The following is a 22,639-nucleotide window of genomic DNA, read 5'->3' on the forward strand; positions in this document are numbered from 1 at the left end:
TCATAATTAGCGACCGCGAATCAATGTTCCGACGCCGCTATCGGTAAATAAATCGAGCATAACGGCGTGTTCGACGCGCCCATCAATAATGTGCGCTGATTTCACGCCCGATTGCACCGCTTCCACCGCGCAGCGGATTTTCGGCAGCATTCCGCCGTGAATCACACCGTCTTCAATTAACGTCTGCACCCGTCCGACATCAAGCTCGGAAATCAATTGACCCTCGGCATCGAGTAATCCGGCAGTATTGGTCAGCAACAGCAGCTTTTCAGCCCGTAATACCTCAGCCATTTTACCCGCAACTAAATCGGCATTGATATTATACGAGCGCCCATCGGCACCCACACCAATTGGCGCGACGACTGGAATAAAATTGCCTTTAACCAGCATGTGCAAAATTGCTGGATCAATGCTTTCAACTTCACCGACATGACCAATGTCGATAATTTCTGGCTCTTGCAATTCAGGTGCATCGCGCTTGAGAAACAGTTTTCGGGCGCGGATCAAATCGCCGTCTTTCCCAGTTAAACCAACAGCTGCCCCGCCATGACGGTTAATAAAATTGACAATTTCTTTATTAACCAGCCCTCCGAGCACCATTTCAACCACATCCATGGTTTCGGCATCGGTCACGCGCATACCTTGCACAAATTCACTCGCTTTGCCAAGTCGATTGAGCAGCGAGCCAATTTGCGGCCCACCGCCATGCACAATAATTGGATTGATACCAACCAATTTCATTAGCACGACATCGCGGGCGAATCCGGCTTTCAGCGCCTCATCGACCATGGCATTGCCGCCGTATTTAATCACCATCGTTTTGCCTTGAAAGCGTTTAATATACGGCAAGGCTTCAATTAAAACATGGGCAATGGTTTGGGCGCGTTCGGTTGGCAGTGGCATGGCTGCTATATTCTCGTTAGACATGGATAGAGTGCATGAATTGTACGATTTTTAGGGTTATTGCAGCATCAAACTGCAATCGGTGCGCGAATTGCTGGATGCGGATCATACCCTTGAATTTCAATATCAGCGAACGTGTATTCAAATAGCGTTGCCGGTCGCTGGTGAAGCACTAAACGGGGTAGCGCACGCGGTTCACGTTCGAGCTGCTGATAGACAATCTCTGGGGTTAAATGATTACGATACAGATGCAAGTCGCCAAAAGTATGAATCAATTCACCGGGCTCCAGATCACACTGCTGGGCAATAAAATGCGTCAGCAGCGCATAGCTGGCGATATTAAACGGCACACCGAGAAATAAATCCGCACTGCGCTGATACAACTGACAAGAAATCCGCTCCTGCGCTACATGAAACTGAAATAAACAATGACAGGGCGCAAGCGCCATGCGTCCGGCGCGTACATTGTCTTGAGGACTGAGCGTTTCATCCGGTAAATCCGCTGGATTCCAGGCCGAAATGATTAAGCGCCGCGAATGCGGACGCTGCCGAATGCTTGTCACTAATTCAGCAAGTTGATCAATTGTGCGCCCGTCTGCTGCTGGCCATGCCCGCCACTGTGCGCCATAAATCGGGCCAAGTGCGCCGTTTTCAGTCGCCCATTCGTTCCAGATACTAATACCCTGTTCACGCAGCCAAGTATTATTAGTTGAGCCGGATAAAAACCACAGCAATTCACCGACCACGCTTTTAAAAGGCACGCGCTTGGTCGTCAGTAATGGAAAACCGTCAGCGAGATTAAACCGCACTTGGCGTCCAAAGACCGCCCGCGTGCCAACGCCAGTACGGTCAATTTGATCTTGACCGTTCGCAATCACATCGCGCAGTAATTCTAAATAGACCTGCATTGTTTTGACACCCAGTTTTACACCAATGCTGGGCCAAGCAGCAATGAGCGTCCGTCCATCACCTCTGGCGCGGGAATGCCCATTAAATTGAGCACAGTAGGCGCGATGTCTTTAATTCCACCGCCGATAGATAAGCGCCACGGGGCTTCATCGACAATTAAACAGGGCACGGGATATAAACTGTGCTGGGTATGCGGCTCGCCGGTGACTGGATCAATCAATTCATCGCAATTGCCATGATCGGCGGTGAGAATGACCGAATACCCGCCCGCGACTGCTGCATCTAAAACGCGCCCAGCTTCGCGGTCGAGCACTTCGACAGCGGCAATCACGGCATCGCGCACCGCCGTATGTCCGACCATATCGCCATTAGCAAAGTTGACGACAATAAAGGGATAAATCTGTTTGGCAATTGCAGCAATTACGGCATCCGCGACAGCAGGCGCACTCATTTCTGGCTTGAGATCGTAGGTCGCAACCTTCGGTGAAGGAATGAGTACCCGCTCTTCGCCGGGGAACGGCTCATCACGTCCGCCATTAAAAAAGAAGGTGACATGCGCGTATTTTTCGGTCTCAGCACAATGAAATTGCGGCAAACCAGCTTGACTGAGAATCTGGCCGAGGGTGATTTTGGGCATATCGTGATCGAAAGCAATCGGCAAGCCGTACCATTGATCGTATTCCATCATGCAGGTCACTTTAACGCCATGTAGCCCGCGCCGATCAAAATGCTCAAAATCCGGTTTAAACAAAGCTGAAATCAATTGACGCGGGCGATCTTTGCGAAAATTAAGATGAATGACCTGATCGCCGCTTTGAATAACTTCACCACCTTCAATGCAGGTTGGACGAATAAATTCATCATCCTCGCCCTGTTCATACGCCGCTTCAATTGCAGCGCGAGCATTCGGAGCGCGGCGGCCTTCACCATCAACCAGCGTGCGCCAGGCTAATTCGGTGCGCTCCCAGCGATTATCGCGATCCATGGCATAATAACGCCCCGAGATACTGGCAATTTGCCCGCCCGCGACTTCTAGCGCATTTTCAACGCTCTTGAGATAATTCAGCGCCGAACGCGGTGGCGTATCACGACCATCGGTAAACATATGCACCATCGGACGTGCGCCCTGATATTTACATAATTTAATCAGCGCATTCAAATGATGAACATGACTGTGAACTCCCCCATCTGACACTAATCCCATAATATGCAGCGGACGCTGCTGTGCTGCTGCCGCTTGCGCCGCTGCAACCAGTGCTTTATTGTCATAAAAACTGCGGTCAGCAATCGCTTGATCAATGAGCACTAAATCCTGACGTACCACACAACCAGAACCGAGCGTCATGTGCCCCACTTCGGAATTTCCCATTTGCCCATCTGGTAAACCAACGGATAATCCCGAAGCTTGAATGGCGGTATGGGGATGCGTAGCAAAATAGCGATCTAAATTCGGCGTCTGCGCCAGCGCGACGGCATTATTAGCCTTCGATGGATTTAAACCAAAACCGTCGAGAATCATTAGCACGACCGGACGGCGGGGGACATTTTTCATTCGCAAAACCTCGGCGCGAGACACGACCCGTAATAGGTCGATCAAAATCAATAGGGGGAGTGCCGACCAAGCAGTCGTCAACCGCAACGCGGCGACTGTCGGCCCGCTCATAAAATCAGCTATTCTAAACACCCTTCGACTCTATCGTGCGGCTTTCGCTCCTCGCATCTATGACCATTCGCCCCTCATGCCCGCCCGCAGATGGCCCTGTGCCCCACGCCCATGATCCTTTTGTGGACTGGGTGCGCGAGGCGACACCCTATATTCATGCCCATCGCGGTCGCACCTTTGTGATCGCGTTCGGCGGCGAAGCGGTCGCTGATGCGCGGTTTCCTGAATTAGTACACGATATTGCGCTATTACACGGACTCGGCATTCGGCTGGTGCTCGTACACGGCGCTCGCCCACAAATCGAACAGCGGCTCCAAGATCAGGGCGCAGAATTGCGTTATGTCAATGGGGTACGAATCACCGATGCTTCGGCGCTGGCCTGTGTCAAAGAAGCGGCGGGCATGGTGCGAGTGGAGATTGAGGCGCTGCTGTCGCTTGGCTTGGCTAATTCACCGATGGCGGGGGTGCGGATTCCGGTTGTTTCGGGCAATTTTGTCACGGCGCGGCCACTCGGCGTGATCGACGGCGTGGATTACGCACACACTGGCGCGGTACGGCGCGTCGATCACCACACATTACGTCTGCTACTCGATCAGGGCATGGTTGCGCTGATGCCGCCGCTCGGCTATTCACCAACCGGCGAAGTTTTCAATCTGAGTGCGGCAGATGTGGCACGCAGTGCGGCGGTGGCGTTGGGCGCGGATAAGCTGATTTTTTTGACTGAAGGCCGCAACAGTGCGCCGCGCTTGGCGTTAGCGCCGAATTTATTGGCACGCGAAGTGGATACACTGCTGGCAACCGAGTCGCTGCCGGATGAATTGGCGACCTGTTTGCGGGCGGGCGCTGCGGCGTGCCGACAGGGGATTCGGCGCGTGCATCTGGTAACACGGAGCACGCATGGTGCCCTTTTGCGCGAATTGTTTACGCATGATGGACACGGAACGCTCATTTCTGCTGAACCCTATGAAGAACTGCGTCCAGCGCGGATCGACGATGTGACCGGCATTTTAGAGTTATTACGTCCGCTTGAAGAACGCGGTGTGTTAGTGCGTCGTTCGCGTGAGCGGTTAGAAACAGAAATTGAGCGGTTTTATATCACAGAACGTGACGGATTGGTCACGGCCTGTGCTGCGCTCTATCCCTATCCGGCGGATAATATGGCCGAACTCGCCTGTCTTGCGGTGCATCAAGATTATCGCGGTGGGCGGCGCGGTGAGCGATTATTAGCGCATCTTAGCGCCCTAGCACAAGCGCAGGGAATTGCGCGGTTATTTGTGCTAACGACGCAAACCGCGCATTGGTTTCAAGAGCGCGGATTTCAGCCCGCTGGATTGGATATGCTGCCAATGGAAAAGCGGGCGCTCTATAATTTTCAGCGAAATTCTAAGGTGTTTATTAAAGAGCTGTTGGCTTTGAGCCATCAGCTTTTAGCTTCCAGCCACCCGCTTTAAGAATACAACCACACCCCACGCGCTGATTCCGCCCACTGCGCTTCATCAGCGCCCAAACGCTGCTTTAAATCCAAGGGTTTCGCATCTGGATCATCGACCCATTCGCGTAAAAAAGTGCCGCCACTGAGTAAATCAATCGCCAGCCGTTCGCGCTCGTATTCATAATGAAATTGCCGCCACAGCGGATAGTCTGGATACTCTAATCGAATACATTTCAGCAGCAGTGCGATCAAGCGATAGGGCTTAAATTCAGTGTGACAATAGGCGCTGCTATCCGTGTGCAGTTGTAAACCGGCACAGCGTTGACCAGCATGTTTATGAAAAGTCGGCTCAAACCAACACGGACGTATCAGCACGCCGCCTAGCCAGGCTGCGCATTCGCGCTGCATCCGCGCCAGTAACCGTTCCATCGCTAAATCCGGGGCACCGACTAATTCGAGTGCTGTCGTTGTGCCGCGCCCTTCAGATAAAGTTGTCCCTTCTAATAAGACCGTTCCGGGAAAGCAACGCGCCATATTGAGGCTGGACGCATTTGGGCTGGGATTGATCCACGGCAGTTCAAAAATCGGCCAGCCATAGCCGGGCGCGGTCTGCGGTTGATAGCCTTCCATTGCAATGACTTGCAACGCTAAATCCAGCTTAAAATGCTGCGTAAACCAGATTGCTAATTCTCCGAATGTCAAACCATGCCGCATTAAAATTGGGCCAGCGCCGACAAAACTCTCCCAACCTGGCTCTAATAAATTGCCCTCAATTGGACGCCCCGCCGGATTCGGACGATCTAATATCCAGACTGTTTTACCCTGCGCGGCACAGGCGCGGAGCATATAGACAAGCGTTGTGACATAGGTATAAATGCGCGTGCCGATATCTTGTAAATCCACTAATAACACATCAAAGGACGCGAGCATTTCCGGCGTTGGTTCACGCACTGCGCCATAAAGACTATAAACCGGCAGTTGATGACGTGTATCTAACTCATCCGGGGTTTCAATCATATTATCTTGTTTATCACCGCGCATTCCATGCTGTGGCCCAAAAGCGGCTGTGATGTGCAAGTCTGAGCATTCCATCAGTGCATCAAGCGCATGACGCCCAGTGCGGGTGACAGATGCCGGATGACCGAGTAACGCCAAGCGCCGTCCGTGCAGTGGTTGGCGTAATGTCGGGTTATCAAGTAAACGATCCAGACCGAGTTTAAACATGATGAAGGATGAAAGCCGCTGCTGTTGTAAGATGAGAGAGGTGAATGTGAGTCGGTGCCGATCCGCTCACTGTAATTGGTGCTATCCAAACGCCGCAGTTTTAGCCTAGAATAATGCCAATGCGCCGCTCTGATTTCCATTATGAACTACCCGCCGAACTGATTGCCCAGCATCCCCTGCCCGAGCGGTCGGGGTCGCGGTTGTTGGTGTTTGATGCCGCGACCGGTCAGCGATCTGATCGTCTGTTTACCGATTTACCCAGTCTGCTTCAGCCCCATGATTTGCTGATTTTCAACAATACCCGCGTGATGCGGGCGCGGCTATTTGGTCAGAAAGAAAGCGGCGGGCGTGTGGAAATATTGATCGAGCGCCTACTGACTGCCAATACCGCGCTGGCGCATGTTCGTGCAAGCAAAGCGCCCAAAGCAGGCACGCGCCTGCGTATCACAGATGGTGCTTGGCTGCTGGTTGAGGGGCGCGAGGGTGATTTATTTCGCTTGCGGGCGTTGGATGCCAATTTTGATGAACAAATGCGCCAACATGGGCATATTCCGCTGCCGCCCTATATCCAGCGACCTGATGATGCGCTTGATGAAACGCGCTATCAAACGATTTTAGCGCGGCATCTCGGTGCAGTAGCGGCACCGACTGCGGCATTGCATTTTGATCCGGCGCTGTTAGCGCGACTGGATGCGCTCGGTATCGCCCGCGCTGAAATTACCTTGCATGTCGGGGCGGGTACATTTCAGCCGGTGCGTGAGGATGACCTTGATCGCCATCCAATGCATTCGGAATGGCTGGAAGTCAATGCGCAGGTTTGTGAACAAATCGCCACCACGCGCCAATTCGGTGGGCGCGTGATTGCAGTTGGGACAACCAGCGTGCGCAGTTTGGAAACCGCCGCTGCTACGGGTATGCTCGCGCCCTTTTGCGGTGATAGTCGTCTGTTTATTCGCCCGGGTTATCGCTTCAAAGTCGTTGACGCACTGATTACAAACTTTCATTTGCCGGAATCGACCTTGCTGATGTTAGTGTCAGCTTTTGCTGGTCACGCCGCGATCATGGATGCCTACCGTCACGCCATCGCCGAACGCTATCGTTTTTTTAGCTATGGCGATGCCATGTTTCTGACCCGCTGCGACCCTGACTAAATATTTTTTCAGATGATCTGGAATTTCTATTCCGTTTTGTCATAGAATTGTGACACCGTTGATCGAAAAGCCATCAACGTCAACAACTGCATCATTCATAATCCACCGGAGAACTATCAGTGGAATATAACAATCTGAGTCTCGAAGAACTGCAACGTCAGTTGCAAGAAGCAGATGCCAAGCGCTCTGAACTTGAAAAAGTGCTCGAAGGTAAGCGTCAAGAAGGTAAAGGCGAGATCGTCGAGCGGATCAAAAGCATCATTCTCGATAATGGCTATGATCCAGAAGATATTATGAGTCTGGTGCTGCGTCGGCGCCGCAAATTCCTCGGCTCGCGTCAATACCGCCATTATGTCGATCCGAACAATCCGGATAACGTTTATTCGCGTGGCGTGCTGCCCGGTTGGATGAAATCGCGCATGATTGAGCAGGGCTATGATCCGTCCTCGAAAGAAGATCGTGAGACGTTTAAGTCCAATTCGCTGCGTTTAGTTGAGCCGCAAGGCTAATTATGTTCTCTCCCTCAGCGTGACCCACTGCGGTCGCGTTCTGTGCGCCGGACGTGTTGCACCGTATCTCTACGGATATACCGCGCCCGGCGTTTGCTCTATCGTCCCCCCCACTTTAAGCAACGGACGGCTTCTCTGACTATGCCCCGCGTCTGGGGACTAGGGCTGTCGAATTAGTTGTGCATTGATTTTTCGACTGTTTTCCTCTTCTCTTCAATGCGCTTTCCACGGAATTTGAACGATGAATATCTATGTCGGCAACCTGGCCTACAGTGTTACCCAGGATGAGCTGCGTGAGGCATTTGGTGCCTACGGTGAGATTTCTAGCGTGAATTTAATCACCGATAAATTTACCGGCAGTTCTAAGGGCTTCGGTTTCGTTGAGATGCCGAATAACTCGGAGGCTGATGCCGCAATCAAGGCTTTGAACGAGACTCCGCTCAAGGGTCGCAATCTGAAAGTCAATCAGGCCAAGCCGCGTGGCGAGCGCCCTGCCAGTCGCGGGCCGCGTTGGTAAGCGGTCTGTCGTGTTAAGTGTCTCGGGCGCGGTAAACGGTGAGCATAACTCGCTGTCACCGCTGCCCGAGGTGAGCGGGTTGCGGTCAGCGAACAGTTAACCACCGCCGCTCGATCTGTTACCGTTCTGACATTCGTTTCTCTGTTGTTGCGGATGTCGTCTCATGCTTCCCCCCGTTGTTTCTGCTCGTCCGGCACCGCGCTATCGCGTCTGTCCCGTCGCCCCGCACGCGCATCTGTTTGAAGTTGCAATCTGGATTGATGCGCCACCTGATGGCCCGCTGACGTTTTCGTTGCCGGCCTGGATTCCTGGCAGTTACATGATCCGTGATTTTGCGCGGCATCTGGTTAGCATCGCGGCCTATACGGTTGCGGATTCTGCTCCTCTAATATTGACGAAACTGGATAAGCAGACTTGGACGCTCGATCCGGCTGGTGCGTCCTGTCGCTTGGTTTATCGCGTGTATGCGTGGGAGCTGTCCGTGCGTGCCGCGCATCTCGATCACACTCATGCCTATTTCAATGGCCCGGCGCTGCTGCTGCGGGTACATGGCTTGGATCATTTGCCCTGCGAGTTGGAGCTGTTGCCGCCGCCCGCTGATCTGGGCGCACACTGGCAGGTGGCGACCAGTCTTACGCCGAGCGCGGTCGATGCGCACGGGTTCGGGCGTTATGTGGCCGAGGATTACGCCGATCTGATCGACCATCCGGTTGAGATGGGCGCGGTCAAGATGCTGACATTTTGGGTGCAGGATGTGCCGCATCGGGTGGCGCTCACCGGCCGCTGTGCGTTCGATTCAGAGCGATTTTTAGCCGATTTGACGCGCATCTGTGTCGAGCATGGGGCGCTGTTTGGGGAATTACCGCTGGATCGCTATTTGTTTTTAATCACGCTGTTGGGCGATGGCTATGGCGGGCTGGAGCATCGTTATTCCACCAGTTTGCTATGCGCCCGCGATGATTTACCGCCAATTGGTGAGGATGCGCCGAGCGACGGGTATCAGCGGTTATTAGGGCTGTGCAGTCATGAGTATTTTCATCTTTGGCTGGTGAAGCGTATTCGACCGCAGGCGCTGATTGACGCCAGCTTGGCGCATGAAGCCCCGACGCGCACGCTCTGGGCGTTTGAGGGGATTACTGCGTATTACGATGAATTGGCGTTGGTGCGGGCCGGTTGTATGACGCCGACCGATTATCTCAGTTTGATTGCGCAGAATGTAACGCGCTTGGCCCGTACACCAGGGCGGCGCGTGCAATCACTGGCTGAGTCAAGTTTTGATGCCTGGATTAAGTTTTATAAAGCCGATGAAAATGCGCCGAATGCGCTGGTGAGTTATTACGCGAAGGGTGCATTGGTGGCGCTGATGTTGGATTTAACGCTTCGGCGTGAGACCGAGGGCCGCTGTTCGCTCGACACCGTGATGCGCGAACTCTGGCGCGTACACGGACGAACTGGTGTTGGCGTCGCGGAACGTGGCGTTGAGGCGCTGGCGACAGCGGTCAGTAGCGTGGATCTCAGTGGCTTTTTTGCGCAGGCGCTGGATAGCACGGATGAACTCGATCCTACAGCATTGCTTGCCAGTGTTGGCGTGGCGCTGCGGTGGCGACCGAGTCGCGGTGAAAAAGACCTCGGCGGTGCGGTTGCAGCGTTCGCGCCGCTTGACGATAAACCACGTTGGACGTTGGCGATTCGACTGCGGTCGGGTGAGACCGTGATTCAAACTGTGCTCAGTGGCGGGGCCGGTGAACAGGCCGGTTTAGCGTCGGGCGATCAGCTGTTAGCGATCAATGGCTTGCGCGTTACGGCGACCAATTTCGATGCGCTGTTGAATCGTCTCGCTGCGACCGGTGAGCCGCTGACGCTGCATCTATTTCGGCGCGATGAATTGTTGACACTGACCGCCCAGCCGCATCCGGCCGCAGCGGATACTTGCGAACTGTGTTTGATGGATAACCTGACTGAGCCGGTGCGTCAGGCGCAGGCGGCTTGGTTGGCAAGTTGTGTTGTAGGTCAACAGGATGGATGAACGTCAGTGGGCGCTGGTGCGCTGTTTGGCCGACGGGCAGTTTCATTCGGGTGAAGCGTTGGCGCGGGCATTGGGGTTGACGCGCTCGGCGGTGTGGAAAATGCTCCACAACATAGCGGCAACCCTCGGCCTCGCGCTTCAGGCTGAACGTGGGCGCGGTTATCGGCTCGCGCAGCCGCTGGAATTGCTCGATGCGGCCTTGATTGCGGCGGACTTATCCGCAGTCGGGCGGGCGCGTTTGCAGCGACTTGCTATTCATCCCGTGATCGATTCGACGAATAGCGAATTGATGCGTTTGGCTGCTGCTGGTGCGCCTTCGGGGAGCGTGTGTCTGGCCGAACGTCAGACCGCCGGACGTGGGCGGCGCGGGCGGGATTGGGTGTCACCATTTGGGGCGAATCTGTATGCCTCGCTGTTGTGGCGCTATCCGTTCGCACCGACGCATCTGGGTGGGGCAAGTCTCGCTGTCGGCGTCGTGTTGGCCGATACGTTGCGCGAACTTGGTGCGACCGGATTGGCGCTCAAATGGCCAAACGATCTGCTTTGGCAGCAGCGCAAGCTCGCCGGTTTGCTGCTGGAAGTGGCGGGCGAATCGCAAGGGCCGTGTTATTTGGTTGTCGGGTTGGGGCTGAATCTGCGCATGACGGACGCGCAGGGTAGCGCGATTGATCAGCCCTGGACGAGTCTCGATGTGGTACTCGGTGAGCGGCAGATTGGGCGTAATCAGTTAGTCGCTCGGCTGCTCGACCGGTTGTTCGACGCGCTCGACCGCTATGAACGCGACGGACTCGCGTCTGTTCTCGACCGTTGGCGTGTGTATGATGCTTATTTGGGTCAGCCGGTGCAGGTGCAGATCGGCGAGCGTGTGATGATCGGCATTGCGGCAGGCATTGCCGCAGATGGGTCGCTGGTGGTCGATACGCCAGACGGACGGCGCATGTTTCAGAGTGGCGAGGTTAGTTTGCGTCCGGTGGATAGGTAAATAAATAACATGAATATGCTGATTGATATTGGCAATACGAATCTGCGTTGGACAGCGGATGCGACGTGGTCGGTTGGGATTGCGCGGCATTCGGGGGCGATTCCGCTCGATCTGCTGGCAACTTGGGAGCAACTGGCAGCACCGGAGCGGGTGCTTGTCAGTCAGGTTGGGGCGGCATCTGTAGCCGATGCGTTGGCGCGGGTGACGCGGGCGCTGTGGCAGGTGACACCGGAGTTTGTCCGCGTTGTACCGGGTGTTGCTGGGGTGCAGATTGCGTATGAATATCCTGAGCGTTTTGGTGTGGATCGTTGGCTGGCGCTGATTGCGGCTTATGCCGAGTGTCAGCAGGCGACGTTGATTGTGGATGCGGGGAGTGCCGCGACCTTTGATTTATTGCAGGCCGATGGTCGGCATCTCGGTGGGCTGATTTTGCCCGGCGTGGAGCTGATGCGCACCAGTTTGCTGCTCGGGACGCAGATTCCGCGTGTTGAATATGAGCCGACGGATGTGATTTGGGCGACGGATACGACGACGGCAGTTGCAGCGGGTAGTTTGGGGGCTATCGGTGCGTTAGCGACACGGCTGTATGATCGGTTGTGCGCCGAGACGGGTAGTGTGCCGCGTTTGCTCCTCACCGGCGGCGATGCCGAGCGGTTGCGTCCGTATCTCGACCGCCCGTATAGGGTGCAGCCAGATTTGGTGTTGCGTGGGTTGAGTGTTTTTTGCCGCTGAAATCGCTGAATAACGCAGAAAAAATCTTTTTTGTGACGAAGCTCCGTCTTCGTCACCAGAGAAAACTAAAACACCTCACCGCTACTAAAAACCTATGAAAATCTCACAGGTCTGTATACGCCGTCCCTGCCATTGCCTTAAAAGAATTTCAAGGTCTTACATGACTCTTGCGTACGGATTAACGTCCAGCCGTAGCGTGTCTGGACGGCGCAAAAAGCGCAAATGAAGTGTATTCGACGGCTGTTGTAGCGTCAAACGCCGATTAAAAACCACAGATTATCAAAGATAAGCAGAGATTTTATGGCGCAGTTACAAGCCCCAACCGCTCGGCCAACCGCACTCCCATCTGTGCCGGCGAGCGCACCGTTAGCACGCCAGCGGCCTCCAGCGCCGCATATTTGCCAGCCGCCGTGCCCGCGCCGCCGGTGATAATCGCGCCAGCATGACCCATGCGCTTGCCCGCTGGTGCGGTCACACCGGCGATATAGGCGACTACGGGTTTGCTGATTTCGCTACGGATCACCGCAGCGGCTGCTTCTTCGGCTTCGCCGCCGATCTCGCCGACCAAAATGATCCCTTCGGTCTGTGGATCGCGCTCGAATAGCCGCAAACAGTCACTAAAATCCAGCCCCTGAATCGGATCACCGCCGATGCCAACACAGGTGCTCTGTCCTAAACCAGCCTGCGTGGTCTGATACACGGCTTCATAGGTCAGGGTGCCCGAACGCGACACGATCCCGACCCGCCCCGGCTGGTGAATATGGCCGGGCATGATGCCAATTTTGCACGCACCCGGCGTGATAATCCCCGGACAATTTGGGCCAATCAGCACCGCTTCCGTTCGGCACAACGCTGCCTTGACGCGCAGCATATCGAGCACCGGAATGCCCTCAGTGATGCAGACGATGACGCGAATCCCCGCATCAGCGGCTTCGAGAATCGCATCAGCGGCAAAACGCGCCGGTACATAGATCATGCTGGCATCCGCGCCCGTGGCCTGCACCGCTTCGCTGACCGTATCAAACACCGGGCGGTCGAGATGACGTTGACCGCCTTTGCCGGGCGTTACGCCGCCGACCAGATTGGTGCCATAGGCAATGGCTTGCTCGCTGTGAAACGTCCCTTGCTTGCCGGTGAAGCCTTGACAAATCACCCGCGTGTTCGCGTCAACCAAAATGCTCATGCGTGACCCCCCGCGCTCTGTGCCGCTGCCGCGACCGCTAACTGTGCCGCTGCCTCCAGTTCGCTGGCCGTTTGCACGGCTAAACCGCTCGCAGCAAGCAACTGCAAGCCTTGCGGCGCGTTGGTGCCTTCTAAGCGCACAACAATAGGGACGGAGACGCTAACCTCGCGCACGGCTTGAATAATGCCTTCGGCGATCAGATCGCAGCGCACAATGCCGCCGAAAATGTTGACCAGAATCGACGCAACATTGGGGTCAGAGAGAATCAGCTTGAATGCCTCGGCGACCCGTGCCGCTGTTGCGCCACCACCGACATCGAGAAAATTCGCTGGTTGTCCGCCCTGAAGCTGAATCAGATCCATCGTCGCCATCGCTAATCCGGCCCCATTGACCATGCAGCCAATGTTGCCGTCGAGACTGATGTAATTCAGTTCATGGGCGCGGGCAGCGGCTTCGCGGGGATCTTCTTGACTCGGATCGCGCAGCGCGGCCAGCGCCGGATGCCGCATCAGGGCATTGTCATCGAGCGTAAGCTTGGCATCGAGCGCCAGCAGTGTGCCGCTTTCGGTCACTACCAGCGGGTTAATCTCGATCAGACTCGCGTCACTGTCGATGAAAAGCTGATACAGCCCATCAAGCAGGGTGGCGAGTGCGGGGATCAGCGCGGCATCCAGCCCCAGCCCGAATCCGAGCCGGCGGGCGTGATACGGCTGAACACCGACCACCGGATGCACGGCAAGGCGCAGTATCTGCTCCGGCGTTTCGGCGGCCACGGTTTCGATGTCCATGCCACCCGCAGCCGAGGCAATGAACAGCAGCCGTTCGCTGGCGCGATCCACGACCAGACTGAGATAGAGTTCGCGGGCGATAGCTGTCGGCTGTTCGAGCAGCACGGCGCTCACCGGCAGACCATTGGGGCCAGTCTGCGCGGTGACGAGTCGCGAACCGAGCAGACGGCGTGTTTCGTGCTCGACCTGTTCGCAGCTATCGGCCAGCACCACGCCGCCCGCTTTGCCGCGCCCGCCGCTGTGCAGTTGCGCCTTGACCGCCCAGCGTGTGCCGCCGAGGTGCGCACAGGCAGCGGGTACGGCTTCGGGTGTATCAAGCAAGATGCCCGCTGGAACCGCGAGACCGCGTTCCCGTAATAACTGTTTGGCTTGAAATTCGTGTAGATTCATAGAGATATCGTGAGCAGTCAGCGATCAGCAGCCAGCGATTAGCCGCCAGCCGCGTGGGCGATTGAAGCCTGTTGTCAGCGCGTCGCATCATACAACTGCATACAACCAATGACACGCGAAGCGCGAAGAACGCCACATCGGGAAACTGCTAAAATCCCCATCCAACTGGATTCAAACAGGGTGTGCGTTATGCGAGGACGGGGATTCGCAGTCGTCATCGGCTTGATTGTGCTGGGAGCTGTCGCGGCGACATCGGTGCTTGCCCAGCCGATGCCGCAGGAAGCGGTGCGTATCTGGACTGCACCGCTGCGTCCACAACCCGGTCAGCCGCTCGAAATCTTTGCTGTTGCCACCGATGGGGCGCTCGATGAACTGCGCTTGACCGATCCATCAGGTCAGGAGCAGCGCTTACAGGCGCTGGCCGATGGAGGGCCGCCCTGGAGTCTCTACAGCACCGTGTTTCGTCCCGAGGCAGGCCGACATCGTCTGGTCGCGGTGCGCGATGGCTACCGCGTCGCCGAGACTGAGCTTGAGGTCGGCGGCGGGCACAGTGAACGCGGCAGCGGTCAATGGGATTTAGCGACCGAAGCTTTGTATTCAGCCTGGATTGAGCATTTATTTAATGCCCCACCTGATGAAGCAGTCAGCTTTGAATCACTGACCCCCGTTTTGCGCGATCCGGCGCAGAATTTTTTATTTAATTATCTTGGCGCAAATGAAGATAACCAATTACGCGCCGAACCTGATTGTGCCGATCTTCCTTATTATTTGCGTACCTATTTTGCGTGGAAACTCGGTCTGCCGGTCGCTTATCGCGCCTGTAATCGCGGCAGCCGTAATAGTGCGCCGCGTTGTGAATCGCCGCGTTTAGAAACCCGTTTTATTGACAATCGTGCGTCTATTAACACCTTTCGCGAAGCTACACGCCGCTTAGTCGATACCGTGCATTCGGGCAGTGCCCGTACCGATTTACGCGAGACCGCAACCGATTTTTATCCCGTCGCACTCAGCCGCGAAACACTTTGGCCCGGTACACTTTATGCCGATCCTTATGGGCATGTTTTAATTCTGGTTAAATGGCTGCCGGGTGATGGACGCCGCGCCGGGCGTTTATTCGCAGTCGATGCCCAACCGGATAATTCCGTCGCCCGCAAACGCTATTGGGAAGGGAATTTTTTATTTGCCCAGACGCCCAGTGCCGGGCCGGGGTTTAAAGCTTTTCGTCCGCTGGTGCCGCAGGGCGCAAGTTGGCGACCGCTGACGAACCGCGAACTCGATGGCCGCAGTGGGCATCCGGCCTTTTCACTCGAACAAGCGACGCTCGATCCCGACAGCTTTTATGCGCGGGTCGAGGCACTTATCAATCCGCGTGGACTCGATCCCAGCGCCGCCTATGAATCCGCGCTGGAGGCGCTGTTAGAACAGCTCGCAACCCGCGTGATCTCAGTCGATACCGGCGAGCAATACATGCGTAAACAGGGCGGCGCTGTGGTCGCTATGCCGAGCGGCGCGGCGATTTTCGAGACCGTCGGCGCTTGGGAAGATTACGCCACACCCTCGCGGGACATGCGGCTGTTGATCGCCCTCAAAACCGTTGAACAACTGCCCGAGCGCATCCGTCAGCATCCTGAACTCTACGCGCTCGGCGGCGAGAGTCCATTTAGTGCTGCCGAGCGCGTTGCGCAACAGCACGCCCGCCAACTCAACGCTCCGGCGATCACCTACACCCGTAGCGACGGCCAGCCGCAACGTCTGAGTTTGGGCGATCTCTATGCGCGACGCGCCAATCTGGAGGTCGGCTATAACCCCAATGATTGCGTTGAAATCCGTTGGGGCGCGAGTGCTGAGAGCGATGAAGCTGCCGTCTGTCGGCGTCGTGCGCCACGCGAGCAGCAAGCGCGGATGGAGCAGTATCGCGCTTGGTTCCGCGACACCACCCGCCCGCCACGCTGAGGAATGCGGCTTATGTTTTCGTGTGATTTTCGGGCGCGTGCTGGCGCAATGCTCATGGCGCTGGCGGTGAGTCTGGCACTGGTGGCCTGTTCATCGCCGCCATCAAAACCAACGGGGTCAGGTAAGCGCCCCGGCACCTGGTCGGATTATCGCAGCGGCACCGCGCCGCGCCCGAATCCGGCATTCAAGCGGGCGATCATTGCCCGTGCTGAACAGGAATGGCAGTTTTTTGGTCGGCAAGAAGTCGTCTTTCAGGGTGAGCTAGAGAGTATTCCGCGTGTTGGCGCGTGGGAAGATGAGGATGCGCAACATAGCGAGCGCGTGAATGCTTATTGGCGATCAGCGGGTCAAACCCAATTAACCGGCATGGATTGTCAAAAACCCTGGTCAGCGGCATTTATTAGCTGGATTATGCGCAATGCTGGGGTTCCGGATTATCAATTTCCGTCCGCAATTGCGCATTGGAGCTATATCGCCGATTTAATCGAATATGCCAGTTTACCCGGGCGCTATTTTGTGCCGCGTCGCTTGCAGGATTACAGCCCGGAGCCAGGTGATTTAATTTGCGCTTATCGGCAACCATCGCGGGCACCGCTCAAAGATGGATATGTGCGAGCGAATTTACTGATGGGCTTGCGGGCGCATTGTGATTTAGTGACTGCAAAACACGAACAAACGCTCGAAGTCATCGGCGGCAATGTCCGCAATTCGGTCTCAAAAGTACGACTTCAGCTTAATCAGCGCGGCTATTTGCAGCCGATGCCGCGCCGTCCGTGGTTTGTGATTTTGCAGAACCGTTTATGATTCGGAGAATGCGCCCATGTTTTCACGTTTTAGCCTGTTGTTATTGCTGTCATTGAGTGTATTAAGCTTTGCGCTGGTGCTCGGCGGCTGTGCTGCTGCGCCGCCCGGACAGCGCGGGCCGCTGGTGCAGTCGATTACGCCGGATGAATATGGTGAGCGGCTCTGTCGGCATTTGGATTTGGAAGAATATTCAGCCTGTTTGAGTGAAGTGCTTGAATATTTTGAAACGCATCAATCAAATACGCTTGCTGATGGGCGTAATTCGACCAGCGGCCCGATTGCTTTGATTTTAGAGCGTCAGGTTTATCTCGGTCAGTATGCGATTTCACCGCTGGCAGCGCGATTTCGTGTGACGCGGGGTCAGCAGTGGTGCGAGGGCAGTTATAATGCGATGACCGGATCAGCGGATGCAATTCATCGTGTGGTGTGTTCCGATGGTCGTCGTGGGCAAGCTGAATTAACATCGGATTTAGATGGGCGCAATGGGATCGGCGAGTTAATCCTCGATGATGGCACCCGCGCTGATTTGGTTTTTGGTTATCGGGCGCTGGGTATTCCAGATGCAATTAAAAAATAAAGCCGCTGAATGCGCGGAAAATCGCAGAATAAAGACAGTAATTTAGGATTTTGACCTAAGAACTGAGCAATGCGGCATCAATTCGGCGCAGTCAAATAATCAACCAATAATTGCAGCGTCTGGCGCCCGCGATAGTGATTCACATCAAGCCGATACACCAGCCGCACCGCGCCGTGCGCCTGCTCTAACTGCGCCCCAAGATTAAACCCAATCGCCTCGATCACCGTGCCGCCGGTTGCGCTGACCTTGAGTTTCAAATGCTGCTGTTCATCGCCGACACCCCGCGCTTCGATAATCTGGAATACGTCATCAAAACGCGGTTCGGGAAAATCCTTGCCCCAAGGGCCAGCAACGCGCAGGGCTGCTGCCGTTTCCAGCGTCAGCAGCGCCGCCGGTAGTGCCCCATCAGAGCGCAGTTCCGGCGTCGGCGGCACCTCGCCAAGCTGTATCCGCACTGCGTCGATAAAGGCGGCACGAAATCGCTCGAACATCCCCGCGTGTAAGGTCAAGCCCGCCGCCATCGCGTGACCGCCAAAATATTCGATCAAGTCGGGATACTGACGATTGACCCAATCTAGTGCATCGCGCAGATGCAGCCCCTCAATCGAGCGCCCCGAACCGCGCAAGCGCCCATCGCCCGCATCAGCAAAGGTGATCGTTGGACGATGATAGTGCTCGCGAAGGCGAGCGGCGACGATCCCTAACACGCCCTGATGCCAGTCCGCACCGAACAGACACACCCCCGGCGGCAGTGCCGCGCCGTCGAGCATCAGCGCCACGAGTGCCGCTTCTGCCGCCTCTTTCATTTCGCCCTCAATCGCCTTGCGCTCGCGGTTGAGGGCGTCGAGCTGCTGCGCCATCGCCCGCGCTTGGATCGGATCGTCGGTCAACAGACATTCAACGCCGAGTGACATTTCGGTCAAGCGTCCGGCAGCATTGAGGCGCGGCGCAACAAAAAAGCCAAAATCCGTTGCCGTCGCCCGCGTCGGCTCACGTCCGGCGACCTCTAGCAGCGCCAGCACACCCGCACACGCCCGCCCAGCGCGAATGCGCCGCAAACCTTGCTCGACCAGAATCCGATTATTGCGATCCAAACTGACCACATCTGCGACCGTGCCGAGTGCAACGAGATCAAGCCGGTCAGCTAGATTCGGTTCTGGCCGTGCTGCACTGAACCAACCCAGCTCGCGCAGGCGTCCGCGCAGTGCGGCAAGCAGATAAAACACCACGCCGACACCAGCTAGATGTTTGCTCGGAAAGTGGCAAGCGGGTTGATTCGGATTGACAATCGCGTCTGCGGTCGGCAGTGCATCGCCGGCCAAATGATGATCGGTGATGACGACAGCGATGCCCAGTTCATTTGCCCGCGCAATCGCCGCGTGACTCGAAATGCCGTTATCAACCGTCAGAATCAGATCCGCGCCCTGTGCGTGCGCCGCATCGACCAGCGCCGGACTCAAGCCATAACCGTTAGAAAAACGACTCGGCACCAAAAACGAGACGCGCCGCGCTCCCAGATCGCGCAAACCGCGCACCGCAAGCGCACTGCCGGTTGCGCCATCGGCATCGTAATCACCGACAACCAAAATCTGCTGATCCGCTTGCAGCGCCGCAATCAGCCGCGTCACCGCGCTGTCGAGTCCATGCAGCGTGGTCAGTGGCGCAAGGGCGCTGAGTCCGGGCGCGACCTCCGCCGGATCGGTGACGCCGCGCTGCGCATAGAGCCAGTTGCAGAGTTCATCTGGCGTGTGCGCCGGAATCGCGGCAAGCTGTTCGGGAAAACGACGAATGCGAAGAGTGGACACGTTCGTAACCGCGCATTGCAATAATCAAAAAATGAGCTTGGCAGTGTGTCGAGAATACGCGCACGCATCAAGTCGCCCGCTGTGAACTGCGCATTGTCATTGGCCGTTGCTGGTTTGCGCATAAGAATGCAGGCCATGAACACATCCTATACACACTTGCTTGTTATCTTGCTCCTGACCGCATTAGTTGGGTGCGATACCGCTACAGCGCCATCCGCGTCTACATCCGGTTCTAACACTGGATTAGCAGCCGCTGGCGCTGGTACTGCGCTCATTGAAGCAGCGGAACAGGGCGATCTCAGCAGCGTCGAGCAACTCTTAACCCGCCAGCGCCAGCCCAACATCCGTGATAGCTGCGAGTGGACGCCCTTAATGAAAGCGGCGCTCAATGGTCATGCCGCCGTAGTCGAGCGGCTGTTGCAGGCCGGTGCCACGGTCGATGCCCAAGATACCGGCGGCTACACGGCGATGATGTTGGCCGCTTCCAATAATCACGCCGCGATTGTCAAGCGTCTGCTCGAACGCGGCGCGATGGTCGATCATCAAGAAACAACGAAAGGCTGGACGGCGCTGATTTGGGCCGCGAAACAAGGACATACCGCGAGCGTGCGCGTGTTGCTTGAACAGCGTGCTGATCGAACGCTCAAGGATTTTGCGGGTAAAACCGCCGCAGAGTGGGCACGCGAGGCGAGTCATCAATCAGTGTTAGAACTGTTGTCATCGCAACCGTAACCGTAACCGTTGCGGCACTGCGGGCGCAGGCAGCTAACGCTATAGTTAGGTAATCCGTTAGCCGCCACGCCCGCGTCCGCTTTCCATAATGAATCTCCGCATCCGCCCCCTGCCACCGGCACTCCTCGCCCTCAGCGCCGGTGCCCTCGCTGTTCTCAGCTTCGCGCCTTTTTCGCTGTTTCCGCTGGCGGTGCTCGCTCTCGCCGCTTGGTATGAATCACTCACCGCCACCACACCGCGCCGCGCTTTTTGGCGCGGCTGGCTGTTCGGACTGGGACTATTCGGCTGTGGCGTGTTCTGGATTCGCATTAGCCTCAACGAATTTGGCAACATGGATGCGTGGATTGCGCATCTGCTCGCCGCGCTGTTTATTGCCGTCGTCGCGCTCTACAGCGGCGCAAGTGCTTGGCTAATCCGCCGTCTGGACAGCAACAGCGCGTTATCACACTGGCGCGGGCCGCTGCTGTTGCTGCCTGGCGCGGTGGTGCTGCTGGAATGGGTGCGCAGTTGGCTATTGACCGGCTTTCCCTGGTTGAGTTTCGGTTATGGGCAGATCGCTGGGCCGCTGGCTGGCTATGCGCCACTCGTCGGGATCTATGGGGTCAGTTTACTGGTCGCGCTCTCAGGCGGCTTGCTCTGGGGTGCGATCCGCTGGCCGACGCGCCGCGCTCGCCTCAGCGCCCTCAGTGCGCTCGCTGTCATCTGGATCAGTGGGGCCGGACTCCAGACGCTTGATTGGACACAACCGCTCGGCGCACCACTCCGCGCCAGCGTGATTCAAGCCAATATTCCGCAGTCGCTCAAATGGGATCCCGAAGCGCGGCTGATGATCGCCGAGACCTATCTGGATCTGACGCTGGCGCATTTGGATGCTGATGTGATCGTGTGGCCCGAAACCGCCCTGCCGGATTTTGTGCATCAGATTCGCGCCCCATTGCTCGATCCGCTCGCCGCCCGCATCCGCGCTGAAGGCGTAGAACTGGTGCTCGGCGTGCCAGTGTTGGAGCCGGAGAGTGAACGCTATTTCAATGGGGTCTTAGCTATCGGCAGTCAGGAAGCCTTATACATGAAGCGGCATTTGGTGCCCTTTGGTGAATATCTGCCGTTCAAAACTTGGCTCGGGCCGTTGGTGGAGCTGTTCGCGGTGCCGATGTCGGATTTTAGCGTTGGGGATGCCGCCCGCCCGCTGCTTCAGGTCGGCACCCATCCGGTCGGCGCGTCAATTTGCTACGAAGATGCGTTTCCGGCTGAGGTGCGCGAGGCGTTGCCCGAGGCGGCCTATCTCATCAATGTCAGCAATGATGGCTGGTTTGGCGATTCGCTCGCGCCGCCACAGCATCTGGAGATAGCGCGGATGCGGGCGCTCGAAAATGGCCGAGCGTTGCTGCGCGCTACCAATACTGGCGTGTCGGCGCTGGTCGATCATCGCGGGCGCGTGCTGGCCACCGTGCCACTGTTTGAGCGCGGCGCTGCAACAGCGGAAATTCAGCCGCGTCAGGGCGCAACGCCCTTTAGTTATCTCGGCAATGCGCCAGCGGTCGGCATGGCTCTGACCCTGTTGTTAGTCGGCGGCTGGCGGCAGCTTTGGCGTGCGATTCAATCAATCTTGAGCAAATGGGTGCGATAGTGGCGCAATTCGTCGATAGATTCGCGGATATCGTCGAGTGCCAGATGCCGTGACGCTTTCTTAAAACTCCGCGCCACCTCCGGTGCCCACCGCTGCGCGAGGATTTTGAGCGTGCTCACATCCAGATTACGATAGTGACAATAGGCTTCCAGACGCGGCATCCAGCGGGCCAAAAAGCGCCGATCCTGACAGATGCTATTGCCACAGAGCGGCGACGCCCCAGCGGGCACATAGTGCGCGAGAAAATCGAGCGTCGCGGTTTCCGCGTCGCTGACGCTATAAGCACTCAAACGCACCCGCTCCAGCAGCCCAGATGCGCCATGATGGGTGCGATTCCACTCATCCAGATCGGCCAAAATCGCTTCATCCTGATGAATCGCCATCACCGGCCCTTCGGCAAGAATGCGCAGTTCGCTGTCGGTAATCAGGGTGGCGATCTCTAAAATGCGGTCGCGGCTGGGATCGAGTCCCGTCATCTCCAAATCAATCCAAATCAGATTGTGCTTGCTCTTACTCATTTCGTGCCCATATCCGGTCGCTGGTTCACTGGTTCAATTGCGCTCGGCATTGTCGCATCATTGTTTGAAGCACGACGCCGTTTGCAGCGGAGTCGCAGCGATCCGCCTTGCTGGGTTTAGCGCCCGGCGCTGCTAAAGTATTGACTAGCCGCACATTTGATAGACAGATCCATGAATTACAGATAGCCGGCCTGAAATTTGCTTAATTACTGGC

General features: G+C 56.5%; 20 protein-coding genes. 12 read left to right on the forward strand and 8 right to left on the reverse strand.

What is annotated here, in order from left to right:
• Positions 1–6 precede the first annotated feature (6 nt).
• From argB to gpmI, 3 genes are all read right to left on the reverse strand, one after another.
• Complete coding sequence (gene argB / locus BLW10_RS00980; protein ID WP_091331603.1) at positions 7–903, reverse strand: acetylglutamate kinase; 897 nt, start codon at positions 901–903, stop codon at positions 7–9.
• A 68-nt stretch (positions 904–971) separates the two neighbouring features.
• Entirely contained in the window at positions 972–1,811 is an 840-nt protein-coding gene (locus BLW10_RS00985; protein WP_091331604.1) for a thymidylate synthase, read from the reverse strand.
• Between the two features lie 17 nt (positions 1,812–1,828).
• Positions 1,829–3,364 carry a 2,3-bisphosphoglycerate-independent phosphoglycerate mutase gene (gpmI, locus tag BLW10_RS00990; RefSeq protein ID WP_091331712.1) on the reverse strand — a complete coding sequence of 512 codons (1,536 nt, stop codon included), beginning with the start codon at positions 3,362–3,364 and terminating at the stop codon, positions 1,829–1,831.
• Positions 3,365–3,534: 170 nt separating this feature from the next.
• Between gpmI and argA the strand changes: the two genes are divergently transcribed.
• Complete coding sequence (gene argA, locus BLW10_RS00995; protein WP_091331606.1) at positions 3,535–4,926, forward strand: amino-acid N-acetyltransferase; 1,392 nt, start codon at positions 3,535–3,537, stop codon at positions 4,924–4,926.
• Here the strand turns inward: argA and BLW10_RS01000 are convergent.
• Positions 4,923–6,131, reverse strand: coding sequence for an exo-beta-N-acetylmuramidase NamZ family protein (locus tag BLW10_RS01000; RefSeq protein ID WP_091331608.1), 1,209 nt, complete (start codon positions 6,129–6,131; stop codon positions 4,923–4,925). The genes argA and BLW10_RS01000 overlap by 4 nt on opposite strands.
• 119 nt (positions 6,132–6,250) lie before the next feature.
• Here BLW10_RS01000 and queA point away from each other — a divergent pair, with 119 nt between their 5' ends.
• The 6 genes from queA to BLW10_RS01030 all read left to right on the forward strand — a co-directional run bounded on the left by queA (position 6,251) and on the right by BLW10_RS01030 (position 12,048).
• Positions 6,251–7,282, forward strand: coding sequence for a tRNA preQ1(34) S-adenosylmethionine ribosyltransferase-isomerase QueA (gene queA, locus BLW10_RS01005; RefSeq protein ID WP_091331610.1), 1,032 nt, complete (start codon positions 6,251–6,253; stop codon positions 7,280–7,282).
• Between the two features lie 119 nt (positions 7,283–7,401).
• Positions 7,402–7,791: an H-NS histone family protein gene (locus tag BLW10_RS01010; RefSeq protein ID WP_091331612.1), complete on the forward strand. Its 390-nt coding sequence runs from the start codon at positions 7,402–7,404 to the stop codon at positions 7,789–7,791.
• Between the two features lie 241 nt (positions 7,792–8,032).
• Positions 8,033–8,308, forward strand: coding sequence for an RNA recognition motif domain-containing protein (locus BLW10_RS01015; RefSeq protein WP_091331613.1), 276 nt, complete (start codon positions 8,033–8,035; stop codon positions 8,306–8,308).
• Positions 8,309–8,471: 163 nt separating this feature from the next.
• On the forward strand, positions 8,472–10,334 hold the full coding sequence (locus BLW10_RS01020; protein WP_091331615.1) for a M61 family metallopeptidase: 1,863 nt from the start codon (positions 8,472–8,474) through the stop codon (positions 10,332–10,334).
• Positions 10,327–11,316 carry a bifunctional biotin--[acetyl-CoA-carboxylase] ligase/biotin operon repressor BirA gene (birA, locus tag BLW10_RS01025; RefSeq protein WP_091331616.1) on the forward strand — a complete coding sequence of 330 codons (990 nt, stop codon included), beginning with the start codon at positions 10,327–10,329 and terminating at the stop codon, positions 11,314–11,316. The genes BLW10_RS01020 and birA overlap by 8 nt, the downstream gene beginning before the upstream one ends.
• A 9-nt stretch (positions 11,317–11,325) precedes the next feature.
• Positions 11,326–12,048 (forward strand): type III pantothenate kinase, encoded by a 723-nt coding sequence (locus BLW10_RS01030; RefSeq protein WP_091331617.1) that lies wholly within the window; start codon positions 11,326–11,328, stop codon positions 12,046–12,048.
• 298 nt (positions 12,049–12,346) lie between these two features.
• On the opposite strand, the gene sucD is transcribed toward BLW10_RS01030, so the two are convergent.
• Positions 12,347–13,231 carry a succinate--CoA ligase subunit alpha gene (sucD, locus tag BLW10_RS01035; RefSeq protein WP_091331619.1) on the reverse strand — a complete coding sequence of 295 codons (885 nt, stop codon included), beginning with the start codon at positions 13,229–13,231 and terminating at the stop codon, positions 12,347–12,349.
• The gene (sucC, locus tag BLW10_RS01040) at positions 13,228–14,409 is read right to left on the reverse strand and encodes an ADP-forming succinate--CoA ligase subunit beta (protein ID WP_091331622.1); all 1,182 of its coding nucleotides are present in this window, start codon (positions 14,407–14,409) and stop codon (positions 13,228–13,230) included. The genes sucD and sucC overlap by 4 nt, the downstream gene beginning before the upstream one ends.
• A 189-nt stretch (positions 14,410–14,598) precedes the next feature.
• Here sucC and BLW10_RS01045 point away from each other — a divergent pair, with 189 nt between their 5' ends.
• From BLW10_RS01045 to BLW10_RS01055, 3 genes are read left to right on the forward strand one after another with little or no spacing between them, the layout of a single operon-like run.
• Entirely contained in the window at positions 14,599–16,362 is a 1,764-nt protein-coding gene (locus BLW10_RS01045) for a hypothetical protein (RefSeq protein ID WP_091331624.1), read from the forward strand.
• A gap of 12 nt (positions 16,363–16,374) precedes the next feature.
• Positions 16,375–17,166, forward strand: a complete 792-nt coding sequence (locus tag BLW10_RS01050) for a DUF2272 domain-containing protein (RefSeq protein WP_091331626.1) — start codon at positions 16,375–16,377, stop codon at positions 17,164–17,166.
• 16 nt (positions 17,167–17,182) lie between these two features.
• Positions 17,183–17,743, forward strand: coding sequence for a hypothetical protein (locus BLW10_RS01055; RefSeq protein ID WP_245709042.1), 561 nt, complete (start codon positions 17,183–17,185; stop codon positions 17,741–17,743).
• A gap of 77 nt (positions 17,744–17,820) precedes the next feature.
• On the opposite strand, the gene recJ is transcribed toward BLW10_RS01055, so the two are convergent.
• Positions 17,821–19,548: a single-stranded-DNA-specific exonuclease RecJ gene (gene recJ, locus BLW10_RS01060; protein ID WP_091331628.1), complete on the reverse strand. Its 1,728-nt coding sequence runs from the start codon at positions 19,546–19,548 to the stop codon at positions 17,821–17,823.
• Between the two features lie 135 nt (positions 19,549–19,683).
• Here recJ and BLW10_RS01065 point away from each other — a divergent pair, with 135 nt between their 5' ends.
• Complete coding sequence (locus BLW10_RS01065) at positions 19,684–20,280, forward strand: ankyrin repeat domain-containing protein (protein ID WP_091331715.1); 597 nt, start codon at positions 19,684–19,686, stop codon at positions 20,278–20,280.
• An 88-nt stretch (positions 20,281–20,368) separates the two neighbouring features.
• The gene (gene lnt / locus BLW10_RS01070) at positions 20,369–21,907 is read left to right on the forward strand and encodes an apolipoprotein N-acyltransferase (RefSeq protein WP_091331630.1); all 1,539 of its coding nucleotides are present in this window, start codon (positions 20,369–20,371) and stop codon (positions 21,905–21,907) included.
• Here lnt and orn read toward each other — a convergent pair.
• Complete coding sequence (orn, locus tag BLW10_RS01075; protein WP_091331632.1) at positions 21,877–22,425, reverse strand: oligoribonuclease; 549 nt, start codon at positions 22,423–22,425, stop codon at positions 21,877–21,879. The two genes, lnt and orn, sit on opposite strands and share 31 nt — an antisense overlap.
• Positions 22,426–22,639: the final 214 nt, after the last annotated feature.

Origin of the sequence: Allochromatium warmingii (assembly GCF_900107145.1) — a bacterium.
GTDB classification, from domain to species: domain Bacteria; phylum Pseudomonadota; class Gammaproteobacteria; order Chromatiales; family Chromatiaceae; genus Thermochromatium; species Thermochromatium warmingii.